Below are 15,642 nucleotides of genomic sequence, written 5' to 3'. Positions count from 1 at the left end.
TTATTTTGAAACTAGTAAACTCTCGCTAATCAGATACATATATGTATCTTGATAATATTTTTAAGGAGGATAAAGATGACGCAAAAAAAGGTTAAATTGATTCCTTATACCATTCAGTCTATTGCGGATACAACAAATGAAACACCAAAGGGGATTCAATTGGTACAGGCCCCTGCCATATGGGAGAAAAGCAATCAAGGAGAAGGCATTGTCATTGCCGTCATTGATACCGGTGTTGATACCGATCACCCGGATCTTAAGGAACGAATAATTGGCGGAAGGAATTTTACAACGGATCATAATGGTGACCATACCAATTTTGAGGACAATAACGGTCATGGCACACATGTATCGGGAACCATTACGGCAAGCCTTAATAATAACGGTGTTGTGGGGGTCGCTCCTAAGTCTCAAATATTAGGTTTAAAGGCATTAACAGGAGAAGGTTCTGGTAATTATGAATGGATCATAAATGCCATAAACTATGCAGTTGAATGGCGTGGTCCAAAAAATGAACGAGTTCGAGTAATTTGCATGTCACTAGGCGGTCCGCATGATGTACCTGAAATGCATAAGGCGGTTCAAAATGCAGTTAATCAAGATGTATCCGTAGTAGTTGCTGCGGGAAATGAGGGAGATGGCGAAGAGGATACATTTGAGTATGCCTACCCCGGGGCATATAACGAAGTCATTTCTGTCGGTGCTGTGAGCATGGACCTAAAGCTCGCTCCATTTACGAACACCAATACGGAAGTGGATCTTGTCGCTCCCGGAGTAGATGTGATATCAACATATCTAGGCAATAAATATGCAAAGCTGTCAGGGACCTCAATGGCGGCTCCGCATGTTGCAGGTGCTTTAGCTTTAATCATAAATTTAAGTGAAAAAGAGTTTAATCGAATTCTTAGTGAAGCAGAGGTCTATGCCCAACTAATCAAACGGACATTACCGCTTAATTATCGAAAAAGCTCTGAAGGGAATGGCTTTCTCTTACTTAACTTAGTTGAACAATTAAATGATAGGATCATCACTCCCAGTATGAATGGGAATGATAAACAACCATAATAACTAGATTGCAAGAGAGGAAGAGGAAGTAGGCCATTCACAATAGGTTATTGATAAATACTGCCGCCTCATGGAACGGACAGGCAGTTCCCCCTGTCCGTTGTCTTATATCAAGGCTCTTTTCTAAAAGATTGTTGTTTTATAAATAGTTTTTTTGCAAGTACATTGATAAGTTGATTGGAGCGGAGGGTGCGAGACTCCTGCGGGAGCAGCGTGACAGGTGAGACCCCGCAGGCGCAAAGCGCTGAGGAGGCTCACCGCACGCCCCGCGGAAAGCGAGCATCCTGGAGCAGAAATCAACTACTCTGAACCTTTGTCTAAAGCAACAAAGTTTACGAAAACAGCCTATATCAAACAAGAAAGGAAAACATTATGGAGAACATGAATAGGCAAGAATCAAATGAAAGCGAAGATTTAAAAGCCACATTGTTGGCACTGAAGGATTACAAAAAGAAGATTGAAAATGCAAAAGAGTATTATGACGAAGTAGAGGATAATCGGATCATCAAGGATTATTATCACAACATTGATTTTAATGAAGCAAACAAAACAAAATTATTTAAACAGCTATCTCAATTAATCAAGAATACACATGAAAATCAGCTTCCTTATAACTCTAAAACACGGGATTACCTCTATTCAACGGTTGACCTCCATATAGATGGAACCCTTAAGAGCATCTATTCTAAAAAAGAACAGAAGCCTGAACAAGTCATAAGAGAAGATTATGACACAGACCAAAAAAGAAAAATAGCTTATGACAAGTTATTAAAAAGTAACTTAAATAACGATTATGATAAGCAAAAGGCTGCAGCAGCCATTGAAAATGAAATCATGTATAATTGCGAACATGTTGTGCCTCAGTCATGGTTTGATAAGGATAATCCAATGAGCGGTGATTTGCATCATCTTTTTACATGTGAAAAAGAGTGTAATTCCTCAAGATCCAACTATCCTTATTTTGATTTCGATGACTATCCTCCCCAAATAGAGACTGACGCGATTAGAGCACAGTGCGGGAAATATGAAGAGGGAAAGTTTGAACCTGAAAATGGAAAAGGAGCTGTTGCGAGGGCGACATTATACTTTTTGTTAAGATATCCCGGAGAAGTTAGCCGCTACAACGGTAGAGACATAGAAATGCTGCTAAAATGGCACCGTGATGATAAAGTATCCATTTATGAAAAACATCGAAACAAAGAAATCTTCCAAATTCAAAAGAATCGAAATCCCTTAATCGATTTTCCGCAATACGCAAACAAAATCGATTTTATGTTCGGTTTATCCTAGAAGGAAAACATATAAAAAAAATCCTATTTTCTCCTTTCTAGTTGGTTGATAGACTACTCACCAGTCCTAACTGATTCGGCCATTTTTTTATTTTTGAACTGTTAACCGTTCATGTTATTACAAGATCATAAATCATTCTAGAACCTTGTTAAATAAATAGCACATAGAAATAGTATTTGTTTTGTAAGAGATAGAAAAAAATACCTAATCTTGCTATAGCCGGCTAAAAGGAGACTTTTCATTTGTTAGCCGGCTTTTTTATATAAGATATTTTTGAATTTACGTATAACTCTTCTATAGTATTTTGTGTATAGCCATTAAGAAGGCTATGACTTTATAGTTTTATGAGAAATCCCTTGTTTCTTTTTATAAGATTTCGTTATTGATTAACTTTAACATATCTGTAAAATCAAAAGGATCATATTTTTTAGCAATCTCTGAAAACTGGGATATCGTTCTTAATGTTTCAATGCTTTCGACAGGGTGGGATCCAGATGCACTCTCTGCAGATAGCATCACAGCATTTGTTCCATCTAATACAGCCTGAAAGATATCTGTTACCTCTGCTCGAGTAGGTACAGCATGTTCAGTCATAGATTGCAGCATCTGAGTAGCCGTTACAACAAACTTCTCTGCTTTGTTACATTCATATATGATTGCTTTTTGTAAGAGAGGGATCCATTGGAAGGGTAATTCGACTCCTAAGTCACCTCTTGCTATCATAATGGCATCTGATTTTTCACATATTTCAACAAAATTTTGTATGGCTTCAAGTGTTTCAATCTTAGCCATAAGCTTCGGAGGGTTTGTTATTCTCTTTATCAAAAATTCGCGAATATGTTCAATATGATTCGGTGTCCTAATAAAAGAACAAGCAATAAAATCAACTTGCTGATCAATAAGAAACTGAATGTCTTGTTTATCCTTTTCAGTCAGTGCCGGTAAGGATAGAGCTGTGCCGGGAACATTAACTCCTTTTCTTGATGAAATCGTTCCGCCAACATTTACGATTGTTTTTATTGACTGAGGGTCTTTACCAATTACAGTTAATTTAACTTCACCATCATTGATTAGTATTTTACTCCCGATTTCCACGTCATGAACTAATCCTTTATAATCGATACTTCCAACTTTATTATTACCAACAACCTCATCTGTTGTTAATAGAAATGTTTCTGCCTCTTGAAGGGTAATGCTTTTTTCATGAAATTGACCTAACCTTATTTTAGGTCCTTGAAGATCTCCAAGAATTTTAATTTCCTTGTCTTTCTCTTTGCTAATAGAACGTACAAGTTGGATAACATCATTGTGGCTTTCGTGATTTCCATGAGAAAGATTTAAACGAATCATTGTCATGCCATGATCGATCAATTCAGATAATACCTCTCGGCGATTACTTGCTGGTCCAATCGTACAAATTCGGTCTATCATCTTCTACCTCCTTGTCTTTAACCAGTTATAGTATGTCCAGAAGGATTGATATGACAATCACTAATCCGAAGGGAGCATTTAATTTTGGATATTGCTCTTACCTAAGTTCAATAATCAGATACTTACCAATTTCTACCCCGATGAATGTTCATTTAATCATAGAGAAGGCAAATTCAACAATAGAAGAACTATGTTCAAAGTTACCTAAAAAAACAGTAATCTTTAAATAATTGATAGATTTGTATCAATGATCATTACGCATAAAAACCCTATTTGTTTCCAACATTAATCATGTCAACATTTCCTTCGACAAAATCATATTTACTTTCAATTGTTTATCACCTGAAATCGCTTTACTATAAGGACAAGAACAAAAAAGAGGTGACTCAAATGGAAACAAACCAAAACAAAGGTGACTTTCGCGTTAAAATTCAACGTTTTGGAAGTTATTTAAGTGGCATGATTATGCCGAATATAGGTGCATTTATCGCATGGGGAATTATTACAGCATTATTTATTCCAACAGGCTGGATGCCAAATGAACAATTTGCAACATTAGTAGATCCGATGATTAAGTATCTATTACCACTATTAATCGGATATACAGGCGGTAAGATGATTTACGATGTTCGCGGTGGAGTTGTTGGGGCTACAGCGACAATGGGTGTTATTGTCGGTGCAGATATCCCAATGTTCTTAGGTGCCATGATCATGGGTCCGCTTGGAGGATATCTCATTAAACAGGTTGACAAATTATTCAAAAACAAAGTGAAATCAGGCTTTGAAATGTTAGTCAACAATTTCTCAGCAGGTATTTTAGCGGCAATTTTAACGCTTATCGCCGTTTTAGCGATTGGCCCATTAGTATTAGGTTTAAACAATGTATTAGCAGGCGGCGTACAAGCCATAATTGATGCAGGCTTATTACCACTAGCAAATATTTTCATTGAGCCAGCAAAGGTTCTGTTCTTAAACAATGCAATTAACCACGGGATTTTAAGTCCGTTGGGGATTGAACAGGCAGCAGAACAGGGGAAATCGATCCTATTCTTATTAGAAGCAAATCCTGGTCCAGGGTTTGGGATTTTATTAGCATACATGATCTTTGGTAGAGGTTCAGCGAAACAAACAGCACCAGGTGCAGGGATTATCCACTTCCTTGGTGGTATTCATGAAATCTATTTCCCTTATATTTTAATGAAGCCATTATTATTATTAGCTGTTATCGGTGGGGGAGTTAGTGCGGTATTTACGTTCACTATTTTTGATGCAGGATTAGTTGCAAGTACATCACCTGGCAGTATTTTTGCTATCTTAGCGATGACACCAAAAGGCAACTTTACTGGAGTTGTTTTAGGTGTAATCGTAGGTACAGCTGTTTCATTCGCAATAGCATCATTAATCTTAAAATCAAGCAAGAAAACAGAAGAGGAAGAAGATATTACAGCTGCAACAGCAAAAATGGAATCACTAAAAGGGAAAAAGAGCTCAGTTAGTGAATCATTAACTGTTGTTGAAACTGCAAAACCTGCTGAGGAATTTGATTTTAACAATGTTCATAAAATCATTTTTGCTTGTGATGCAGGAATGGGGTCAAGTGCTATGGGTGCTTCGATTCTTAGAAATAAAGTCCAAAAGGCAGACATCCAAGATGTTGATGTGACAAATACGTCAATTAACAACATTCCAAATGATGCAGATATCGTCATCACGCATAAGGATTTAACAGATCGTGCAAAAGCGAAATTGCCAACTGCACATCATGTATCTGTAGATAATTTCCTAAACAGTCCTAGATATGATGAAATCATTAATCAATTAAAATAAACAATTGGTAAGGGGGATACACTACTTTTTGAGTATATGTATCCCCTTTTTTCATTGTTGAATGATGACACTTGATATTCCGGACAACTGTCATGTTTGTCATAACAATTAAATAATGTCAGGAATACATTTGAAAAAATCACTTTATCATTCATTTGAAACAGAAGTTACTTGATATTTATAATTAAACTATGTCAATAACTCATCTTTGAGGAACGAGTTGATAGATATGATTGTTTCGGCTAGGGAACGCCTCATTCTTCATTATTTAGTTGATGAGGCTAACCAGGAAGTAACGATTAAAGAACTTGCTGAGCAAATTGATGTCAGCGAAAGAACAATTCACCGTGATTTAAAAAATATCGAACCGCTTTTAGCAACGTTTCAATTACATCTTGTGAAGCGGGCAGGAATCGGTATTAAAATCGTTGGGAATGAAGAAAATTTCCAGCAATTGCGTATCGCCATTCAAAAGCAGGATTATAAAGAGTATACGCCAGATGAAAGAATGATGGTTGCATTATGTACGTTGTTAGATCATCATGAGCCAATCAAATTATTAGCCTTGGCAAATGATTTAGGAGTCACAACAGCGACAATCAGTCATGATCTCGACAAGCTGGAACCTTTTGTGAAAGAGTATGGACTAACCCTTATTCGAAAAAGAGGATATGGCATTGAATTAATTGGTAAAGAGGAAGCAAAACGGAGTGCGATTAGCAGTCTTATCACAGACCAGTTTGATGTTCCGGATTTCCTAAAGATGGTCAGAGAAAGTATTGAAAGAAAGTCAACGAATAAAATCGATTCCATTTCAGAACGATTACTTGGCCTTGTGCAAAAGGAAAAGCTTATCATTATTGAAAATCTTATTAATCAAATTAATTCTCGCTTACCATATCCGTTAGCAGATAGCTCCTATGTTGGGTTAGTTGTGCATCTTGCGCTGGCGATTGAACGAATCGGGCGCGGTGAAAACATCACGATCAAAAATGAATACCTTGTACAACTGAAGGATTCCCGTGAGTTTCATTTTGCACAGGAAATTGCACAAATGCTTGAAAACACCTTTCAAATTGACATTCCTGAGGAGGAAATTGGGTATATCACTATGCATTTAAGGGGTGCTAAGCACCGTTTTGAAGGGAAAGTGGATATCCAAGATGAGAATGTTGAAATTGCCTATTTGGTTCAACGATTAATCGAACAAGTTGAGGAAATGACAGGAGACCGCTTGAAGGATGATGCCTCATTATCACAAGGCTTACTCGCACATCTACAGCCTGCCATCTTTCGAATCAAACAAGGAATGAAGATTACGAATCCGCTTCTTGCAGAAATTAAACGGGATTATCAAGAGCTTTTCGATGTTGTCGCAAAAGCGGTGGAAGTCACATTCCCATTTGATCATGTTCCTAATGAAGAAATCGGATACCTCGTTCTCCACTTTGGAGCCGCATTACATAAGCGGAAAGGAAGAACGAATCTAAAGGCATTAATCATTTGTTCAAGTGGGATAGGAACATCAAAGATGCTCGCTACACAAATAAAAAATCAATTTCCTGATATCGCTGAACTCAGAAACATTTCGGCCTTTGAGTTAAAGGATATTGATATTGAAACATATGATATCATCCTGTCTACGATACCGATTGAGGAACTTTCAACAGATTACTTACTAGTAAGCCCGATTTTAACAGCACATGAATTAGAGAAGATAAAAGATTATATTCATAAAAAAGGCCTTACTATAGCAAATTATAGTGTGAATAATGATCATCAGGAAAAAGCAGACATGACGCTGACTTATGAGGAATACAAGACGTTTACAAGGCAATCAAATCGACTTATTGAACTGTTGGATACGATGGAAGCGTTTGGTATTGATCAATCATTTACCATCGAAAAAATCTTAAAGCATGTAAGTAAGAAGCTTGTAGCCAACAGACTCATTGACGATGGGAAGAAGCTTGTCAATGCCTTGCTAAAGCGTGAGCATATCGGGGGATTAGCTATTCCGCAAACAAAGCTTGCCTTGTTTCATACGAGGAGTGATACTGTGATTCGCCCTAGCTTTCATATCATTGATTTGGAAAAGCCAATGATGTTAAAGGCGATGGATAATGAACAGAGTAGCGTCACCCGCATCTTAGTCTTATTAGCGCCAGAACAAGCTGACAGCAGCCAGTTAGAGCTGATGAGCTTTATTAGTGCAAGTATTATTGAATCACAAGCGAGTATCAACATCTTTGAATCTGCTGCGAAAAACAGCTTAATTCAATATATTAGCCAAAAGTATTTTACTAACTTTGTTAAAAATCTAAGGAGTGAATAAATTCATGAGTATATTAAAAGAAGCGAACATCCAATTAAATCAATCATTTGCAACCAAAACAGATGCAATTAAAGCAACAGGTCAAGTATTAGTAGAGCAAGGTTATGTAAAGGAACAATATATCGAGCAAATGTTAAAAAGAGAAGAGCTGTCTTCTACATATATGGGGAACTTCATTGCGATTCCACACGGAACAGAAGAGTCAAAAGAAGATGTTTTACAATCAGGTCTTTCTGTTATCCAAGTGCCCGAGGGCGTTGATTTTGGCAACGGAAATATTGTGAAAATCTTAATCGGTATTGCAGGAAAAGGTAATGAGCATCTTGAGATTCTTTCTAAAATTGCGATTGTTTGTTCTGAAGAAGAAAATGTTGAAAAATTAGTTCAAGCAAAATCGAAAGAGGACATTATTTCACTTCTAAGCGAGGTGAACTAATTTGAAAGCAGTACATTTTGGGGCCGGAAACATCGGAAGAGGCTTTATCGGCCTTCTTCTGCATCAATCTGGCTATGAAGTCCAATTTGTCGATGTAAATGAAACATTAATCGATGAAATCAATAAAGAAAAAGCATATCGCGTGATCCTAGCTAACGAGCAAAAAGAAGAATTCCATGTTGAAGGTGTATCAGGTATCAACAGTGCAAAAGCTCCAGAAGCTGTCATTGAAGCTATTTCATCAGCTGACCTAGTTACAACAGCTGTTGGTCCGCATATCTTAAAATTCATTGCCCCGCTAATTGCTGACGGTCTGAAAAAGCGTACGAAAGAGAATGACATGCCTGTTAATATCATTGCGTGTGAAAACATGGTTGGCGGAAGCAGTGAGCTTCAAAAGCATGTGCTTGAAAAACTAAATGATAAAGAGACGTCATGGGTACAGGAGAATGTTGGTTTCCCGAATTCAGCTGTCGATCGTATTGTACCAAATCAAAAGAATGACCGACTCCTGGACGTTTTGGTCGAGCCATTTCATGAGTGGGTCATTGACTCTACAGAAATGAAGGGCGCACAACCAGAAATTAAGGAAGCGCTGTTTGTCGAAAATCTCCAAGCATATATCGAGCGAAAACTGTTTACCGTTAATACAGGTCACGCTGCTACAGCGTATCTAGGCAATTTAGCTGGCCATGCAACGATTGCTGAATCAATCAAAGATGAAGAAATCAAGAAAACAGTCTTAGGCTCGCTTGAAGAAACAGGTAAAGTACTTGTTGCAACATATGGTTTTAATGCCGATGAACATCAGCAATATATTCAAAAAATCATCGGACGTTTTGCAAATCCATTTATCGTCGATGACGTCCAACGGGTAGGGAGAGCACCACTCCGTAAGCTTGGCGCAAAAGACCGCTTAGTTGCTCCTGCTTTAGCATTTATGAACGAATTCAATGAAGTACCTGAGAACTTAGTGAAGGTCATTGTAGCCGCACTGAAGTTTGTGTCAGAAGAAGATCAAGAATCATTGACTCTTCAGGAAAAAGTTCAGGCAAAAGGCGCTGCAGCAGCATTTAGTGAGATTGCTGGTCTTGATATGGATCATCCATTAGTCAAAAAAGCAGCAGAAACGTTTTAGGAAAGGTAGATCCCCTATTATGATGAATAGGGGATCTATTTTTATTTTTTAATAGCAGAATAAAAAGCTGAATGATGAAAGTCAGCTATTTCCCATATCAGTAGTTTCATTGATTATATTAATGAAAAACCTTTAAAAAATGACAGCTAAAATGAACCACACAATCATTAACAATTGAATCAATACTTTGGCTATGCTGCCGCCTAAGAATCCAATAACAGTAGCAAAAGCAACTTTTGTTGCCTTCATTGTTTCTTTATGAAGGATTAATTCTGTAACAAGTACTGCCAAGAACGGAACAAGAATAATCCCAAAGGGAGGGAAAATGAACGATCCAACAATAGTAGAAATAGCTGCAACAGTCTCTGATATTTTTGAACCGCCGTATTTTTTTACAAAATAACTGTTTGCAATAAGATCCGCTGCAATTAGAACTACACTTAGTAACGCTATACTAATCCAAAACCACAAGGATAATGCATCTGAATCAATGAGGAATTGATAAACAACAAATCCTCCCCATATAGCAACAATTGAAGGAATGATAGGATAGATAATCCCAACAAAACTAAGGGCAAATAACACGATGGTTAATCCCCACCAAACAAATTCCATTAAAACGCCACCTCTTATTATTAACATTTATTTGAATGAACTTAATTATTGATATTTCCATTTAATAATAAAATTCAAACATTCATCTATTATTACGAGACGAATAGGTAAATGGTTTCTATACAAATCGTAAAAAATTGCGACTTTTTCTGATAAATCATTACTATTTTGGCAAATTGATAAACGTGATTTCATAGGGAGTCCAATTAACTTATTTATAAGGCTCTGCTAAACTTGGTTGTTGATTTCCACTACAGGCGTTTGGTTTCAGCGTACGGTTCGGGAGCCTCTTCGGCTACGCCTGTGGGGTCTTGCATTGACACGCTTCTCCCTTGTCTTGCTCCAGCGCCTAGCCCCTCGAGGTCATAAGCCGCTCTTGAATTGAAGACAAAGAACGTCTTCTATTCAAGAGCGTCTTATGCTTGTCGGGGCTGAACAGGCGCTTCCGCATTTCTAAGCAGGAGTCTCACGCCTTACGCTCCAATCACATAGTGATCAAATATCAACAATAGACTTATAGTTATTTTTATAAAAATATAAGAATGCCGTACCGAAGGCGAAATTAAAATCCTCATCCTATAGGAGATAGGGTAGAAAAGAGAAATATCTATGATCCACAAAAAAAGTGAGCTTCTAAAGTCTGCTGTGACAATAGAAGCTCACTTTTTTCATTTCTTATTCTTTATTCATTAAGCTATGCTTTCTACCGTAAATAAAATAGATAAACAATCCAAATACAAACCAAATACCGCATGCTATCCATGTAGAAACAGAGAGTTGAGATATTAAGAATAAACATAGTAGGAATGAGCAAATCGGTATAACTGGAAAGAACGGTACTTTAAAACCACCTGATGGTATACTCTTATCTTTTCTTAAGTAAATGACCCCGATTGAAACTACTGTAAATGCAAGTAATGTTCCCATGTTCACTAATTCTGCTAGTTTAGACAAAGGTATTACTCCAGCACAAAAAGCTGTAAGTGCTGCAAAGATCCATGTATTTTTAATGGGTGTTTTATATTTTTTATTAAGCTCACACATAATTTTTGGTAATAATCCATCACGACCAAGAGCGTAAAGAAGTCTTGTTCCTCCGTATAACATCACAAGTATAACTGTCATCATCCCGATAACAGCACCAAGTGAAATCACACCAGAAACCCAATCTTGATGAATGAGCTGCATAGCAAAGCTGACTGGGTCACTTACGTTTAGATGTGTATATGAAACAATACCAGTTATAACAAGCGAAACCAATACGTAAAGTAATGTACAAATTAATAATGAACCTATAATTCCAATTGGTAAATTTCGTTGTGGATTTTTTACCTCTTCAGCCGCTGATGAGACAGCATCAAATCCAAGATAGGCAAAGAAAACAAGTGCTGCTCCGCTCATTACTCCACTTATTCCGAACGGCATAAATGGCTGCCAATTAGCAGGCTCCACATAAAAAATACCTACCCCAATAAATAAAAGAATAACACCTACTTTAATAAATACCATAATCTTATTAAGCTTTGCAGATTCTTTTATCCCGCGCGTTAATAAAAAAGCAATGGCAAGTATAATGACAATAGCTGGTACATTTATATAAGTTCCTTCTACTGGATTAAAAGGACCCGAGATTGCCTTTGGAATCGTGATATTAAATCCTTCTAACAAAGCAGACAAATAAGCAGACCAACCAGTTGCGACCGAAGCAACTGCTAATCCATATTCTAATACCAAAGCCCAACCAACTAACCAAGCGACTAATTCTCCAAATACAATATATCCATAGGTATAAGCACTACCTGCTATTGGTACGGATGAAGAAAATTCTGAATAACACAAACCTGCCAATGCACAGACAATAGCAGCTATAATAAAGGAAAAAACAATAGCTGGTCCAGAATGACTTGAAGCTACTGTTCCAGGAAGGATGAATATACCTGTTCCAACAATGGCACCAACTCCAAGCAATACTAAATCAAATGCTCCTAACGTTTGCTTTAGCTGGATATCTCCTTTTTTTCTTAATAATTCTCCAATATTTTTTCTTCTGAATAGTACATTTTTCACACGTAACCCTCATTTTTCTTTAAATATTATAAAAATTCTAACCTTTTATTTCTTATAGGTCAATTAATTTTGTCGATTTACCAATTTTTATGTCGAAAAATATTTCACTATGATACCTTTAAATTTTTGCACAGTATCAAAAGTTGTTATTTAGTCGAAGACCATAAAATGAAAATTAGGAAGTTATAGGCGTGTTCGGAGGAGATGAAGATTTGGATTTGCAACAGGGAGACAAGGATTTGTCGAATATTGTAGTTTAGTCAATATCTTTCTGATTTAGGACAGGACAATATAATCCTGATATAGGACAAAATGTTCTAAGATCCGGACAATAAGTTCCGATGACAATAAATTTTAAAGCCGATTAACCTATTATTTCCTCTAATTTTATCAGCTACTACTTTTGTTTGAAAATAAAAAAATACCCACCATTTCATCAATCAAATGGCGGGTATTTATTCATTTATTGCAGATCAGCTGCACCTTGTGCAATCAGATCAAATAACTCCTCAATGTCTTCTGCTTCAACACATGAGAACGCAATACGAAGATCTGTGTCGTTGATTGAAATCGTTCCAACTCCATATTTATCTAATAGATGTAAGCGAAGCTCTTCTGCGTTAATTGTGTGTAATTTTAAGCACATAAAGTATCCAGAGTTAAATGGATAGTATGTCCAGTATTTTTGGTATTCTTCTTTTGCTAATACTTCTTTTGTTTTATCTGCTCTGCTTTTCATAAGCGCGAATTTCTGCTCTTTTTCAACAGGGAATTCTTCTGATTGCAGGGATTGCAGGATAATGGATTGTGAAGGGTGTGAGGCACTTGAAATCGTTCCTCTTATGATCCCTTTTGTTTTTTGCTCTAATGCATTTAGGATTGCAGCGCTTTTACTTGCATATGTGATGAATCCTACGCGGAAGCCCCATACATAGTTTTCTTTTGTTGCACCGTCAACTTTAATTGGCAGGATGCGCGGGTGTACATCTGCTAGCAGACTAAAGATGGACTCTTTCATTGAATCTTCATAAAATAATCCGAAATATGCATCATCAATTAGTGCAATCACATTTAATCCTTCATCAGCTGCTTCTTTAAGAACAGCGACAATTTCCTTCGCCTCAGACTCAAGAGGAGTATATCCAGTTGGATTATTCGGGAAGTTTAGTAAGACAACAACTTTGCCGGCTTCTTTTTGCGCTTGGATGGATTCCTTAAGCCCTGCCACGTTAAAGCCGTTTGCTTCATTGAATAAAGGATATGTCTTCACAATACCGCCGCGGCGAACGGAAAACGTAATGTTGTAGTTGCCCCAATATTTATCAGGTAAGATAACTGGTGTGCCTTCGTCGACAAATAGATCAGCTACGATGCTTAAGCCATGTGTAAGAGCATTTGTGACAACAGGTGTTCCAACTGATTCTGCATCTAAGCTTGGGTTATCTTTAAGAATTTTTTCTTTCCATACTTTTCTAAGATCTTCTTTCCCTTGTGGCGGTGCATAAGGAAAAAGGTCTTTCGGTGCTACTTTATCTCCGAATAGATCTTGAATATGTTGAAAGTGCATTGGTTGGCTTTCCTCTGTCGCAATTCCGATCGTTGCATTAAAGCGGTGTGCTTTTTTGCCTGCTTCAGCAGATTGGCTTAAAATCCCTTTTGGATAAAACATTTCTTTTCCGAGTTGTGACAACATATCATAAACGTGTTCATTGTCTTCTTTCACTGCCTGATTTAGTGTTTGTGCTAATTGATTCATTGCGCTTTCCACCTTTATCGTAAATAAATATTTAGAAAATTCATTATGAGATATTTTATCATACTAAAGATTTTTCTCACAGTGTAATCAAAAAAATTATTCCCAAAATCAGTTCAACCCATATGAGGAAAAATTTTTTTCACGCTATACTATAAGAAATAAACCACGCTAGATAAAAAATGAGAAGAGGGGCATAGACATGCAAATTGTCACAATTATACTTGGAATCATTATTTTACTTAATATGTCATTTGCGATTGTCGTCATTTTTCGTGAACGAAGAGATGCATCTTCTTCATGGGCATGGTTACTTGTACTGTTTTTTATTCCATTGCTCGGGTTTGTGTTATATCTTCTTTTTGGACAAAATTTAAGTCGATACCATATGTTTCAATGGGAGGATCGCAAAAAGCTTGGGATTGACAAATTACTTACAGAACAGCTGGAACATATTCGCGACGATACGTTTGATTTTCGGAATGAGACAGAGAGACAGTATAAGCAGCTCATTTATATGCACCTGATGAATAATGATGCCGTTTTAACACCTAATAATCATGTCGAACTGTTTACAGATGGAAAAGCCAAGTTTGATCGATTGTTTGAGGATATTGAACATGCGAAGGACCATATCCATTTGCAATATTATATTTTAAAAAATGATCAGCTGGGAAAACGGCTTGTAGAGGCGTTAGCGAAAAAGGCAAAGCAAGGTGTGAAGGTAAGGGTATTGTACGATGACTTAGGTTCTAGAAGTCTGCGAAAATCTTTTTTTGCTGAACTGAGAGCAGCACAAGGAGAAGTGGAAGTGTTTTTCCCCTCAAAGCTAAGGTGGATCAATTTGCGGCTTAACTATCGTAACCACCGAAAACTTGTCATCATTGATGGAAGAATTGGGTATGTTGGCGGCTTTAACGTTGGTGACGAATACTTAGGACTGGATCCAAAATTCGGTTATTGGCGTGACACACATTTAAGAATTCAAGGTTTTGCCGTTTTTGCGATTCAAACCCGTTTTATTTTAGATTGGAACCAAGCAACACACAAACGAAAAATTCCATACCTACAGGAACATTTTCCGAAGCTGTCGTTTGAAGGTGACAGCAGCCTGCAAATCGTCACAAGCGGTCCTGATTCAGAATGGGAGCAGATAAAGCACGGGTATATCAAAATGATTTCCGCGGCGAAAAAAACCATTCTCATTCAAACACCATACTTTATTCCTGATGCAAGCTTGCTTGACGCATTAAAAATCGCCTGCTTATCAGGAGTAGATGTGAAATTAATGATTCCGAACAAACCGGACCACCCGTTTGTTTATTGGGCTACTATGTCCTATATAGGGGAAATGCTAACCTCCGGGGCAACTGTTTATATTTATGAAAATGGATTTATTCATGCGAAGACAATTGTCGTTGATAACGACATTTCGTCAGTAGGGACAGCAAATATCGATGTGAGAAGCTTTAAATTAAATTTTGAGGTGAATGCGTTTATGTATGATGCAGAGATTGCCAAAAACCTTGCAGACGTTTTCCAAGAAGATATTGCACGATCGAAGGAGCTAACATTAGAGGCTTACCATCAACGTGGAAGATGGATTAAATGTAAGGAATCAGTCTCTCGTTTGCTTTCACCGATTTTATAAAAAGGCTCCTTTCTAAGAGATTGTTGGTTTTAAA

11 protein-coding genes are annotated in these 15,642 nt (G+C 37.2%); 7 read left to right on the top strand and 4 right to left on the bottom strand.

The genetic code is table 11. The features are described 5' to 3' along the window. The first annotated feature begins 75 nt into the window (after positions 1–75). Complete coding sequence (locus GMB29_RS24185; protein ID WP_136352386.1) at positions 76–1,065, top strand: S8 family peptidase; 990 nt, start codon at positions 76–78, stop codon at positions 1,063–1,065. A 372-nt stretch (positions 1,066–1,437) separates the two neighbouring features. After that, positions 1,438–2,355: an endonuclease I family protein gene (locus GMB29_RS24180; RefSeq protein WP_136352387.1), complete on the top strand. Its 918-nt coding sequence runs from the start codon at positions 1,438–1,440 to the stop codon at positions 2,353–2,355. Between the two features lie 366 nt (positions 2,356–2,721). On the opposite strand, the gene pyk is transcribed toward GMB29_RS24180, so the two are convergent. Further along, positions 2,722–3,786, bottom strand: a complete 1,065-nt coding sequence (gene pyk / locus GMB29_RS24175) for a pyruvate kinase (RefSeq protein WP_136352388.1) — start codon at positions 3,784–3,786, stop codon at positions 2,722–2,724. Positions 3,787–4,176: 390 nt separating this feature from the next. On the opposite strand from pyk, the gene GMB29_RS24170 reads away from it, so the two are divergent. The 4 genes from GMB29_RS24170 (at position 4,177) to GMB29_RS24155 (ending at position 9,522) form a co-directional block, all read left to right on the top strand. Then, positions 4,177–5,613 (top strand): PTS mannitol transporter subunit IIBC, encoded by a 1,437-nt coding sequence (locus GMB29_RS24170; RefSeq protein WP_136352389.1) that lies wholly within the window; start codon positions 4,177–4,179, stop codon positions 5,611–5,613. A 229-nt stretch (positions 5,614–5,842) separates the two neighbouring features. Continuing rightward, positions 5,843–7,948 (top strand): BglG family transcription antiterminator, encoded by a 2,106-nt coding sequence (locus tag GMB29_RS24165; RefSeq protein ID WP_227551775.1) that lies wholly within the window; start codon positions 5,843–5,845, stop codon positions 7,946–7,948. Positions 7,949–7,952: 4 nt separating this feature from the next. Continuing rightward, a complete protein-coding gene (locus GMB29_RS24160) occupies positions 7,953–8,384 on the top strand; it encodes a PTS mannitol transporter subunit IIA (protein ID WP_136352391.1) in 432 nt (143 codons plus the stop codon). A gap of 1 nt (position 8,385) precedes the next feature. Beyond that, positions 8,386–9,522: a mannitol-1-phosphate 5-dehydrogenase gene (locus GMB29_RS24155; protein WP_136352392.1), complete on the top strand. Its 1,137-nt coding sequence runs from the start codon at positions 8,386–8,388 to the stop codon at positions 9,520–9,522. Between the two features lie 132 nt (positions 9,523–9,654). On the opposite strand, the gene GMB29_RS24150 is transcribed toward GMB29_RS24155, so the two are convergent. From GMB29_RS24150 to GMB29_RS24140, 3 genes are all read right to left on the bottom strand, one after another. After that, the gene (locus tag GMB29_RS24150) at positions 9,655–10,137 is read right to left on the bottom strand and encodes a DUF456 domain-containing protein (protein WP_136352393.1); all 483 of its coding nucleotides are present in this window, start codon (positions 10,135–10,137) and stop codon (positions 9,655–9,657) included. Positions 10,138–10,812: 675 nt separating this feature from the next. Beyond that, positions 10,813–12,204 (bottom strand): branched-chain amino acid transporter BcaP, encoded by a 1,392-nt coding sequence (locus GMB29_RS24145; RefSeq protein ID WP_136352394.1) that lies wholly within the window; start codon positions 12,202–12,204, stop codon positions 10,813–10,815. 463 nt (positions 12,205–12,667) lie between these two features. After that, the gene (locus tag GMB29_RS24140) at positions 12,668–13,960 is read right to left on the bottom strand and encodes an aminotransferase class I/II-fold pyridoxal phosphate-dependent enzyme (RefSeq protein ID WP_136352395.1); all 1,293 of its coding nucleotides are present in this window, start codon (positions 13,958–13,960) and stop codon (positions 12,668–12,670) included. Positions 13,961–14,159: 199 nt separating this feature from the next. Here GMB29_RS24140 and cls point away from each other — a divergent pair, with 199 nt between their 5' ends. Continuing rightward, positions 14,160–15,608, top strand: coding sequence for a cardiolipin synthase (cls, locus tag GMB29_RS24135; protein WP_136352396.1), 1,449 nt, complete (start codon positions 14,160–14,162; stop codon positions 15,606–15,608). Positions 15,609–15,642 lie beyond the last annotated feature (34 nt).

This window comes from Metabacillus sediminilitoris, assembly GCF_009720625.1.
GTDB lineage: Bacteria > Bacillota > Bacilli > Bacillales > Bacillaceae > Metabacillus > Metabacillus sediminilitoris.
The sequence above is the reverse complement of the archived record's forward strand: the minus strand, read 5'-3'. Positions and strand labels throughout refer to the sequence as shown.

Coding starts and splice junctions, on each gene's coding strand:
- GMB29_RS24185 (WP_136352386.1), top strand. CDS start 76: ATGACGCAAAAAAAGGTTAAATTGATTCCTTATACCATTCAGTCTATT.
- GMB29_RS24180 (WP_136352387.1), top strand. CDS start 1,438: ATGGAGAACATGAATAGGCAAGAATCAAATGAAAGCGAAGATTTAAAA.
- pyk (WP_136352388.1), bottom strand. CDS start 3,786: ATGATAGACCGAATTTGTACGATTGGACCAGCAAGTAATCGCCGAGAG.
- GMB29_RS24170 (WP_136352389.1), top strand. CDS start 4,177: ATGGAAACAAACCAAAACAAAGGTGACTTTCGCGTTAAAATTCAACGT.
- GMB29_RS24165 (WP_227551775.1), top strand. CDS start 5,843: ATGATTGTTTCGGCTAGGGAACGCCTCATTCTTCATTATTTAGTTGAT.
- GMB29_RS24160 (WP_136352391.1), top strand. CDS start 7,953: ATGAGTATATTAAAAGAAGCGAACATCCAATTAAATCAATCATTTGCA.
- GMB29_RS24150 (WP_136352393.1), bottom strand. CDS start 10,137: ATGGAATTTGTTTGGTGGGGATTAACCATCGTGTTATTTGCCCTTAGT.
- GMB29_RS24140 (WP_136352395.1), bottom strand. CDS start 13,960: ATGAATCAATTAGCACAAACACTAAATCAGGCAGTGAAAGAAGACAAT.
- cls (WP_136352396.1), top strand. CDS start 14,160: ATGCAAATTGTCACAATTATACTTGGAATCATTATTTTACTTAATATG.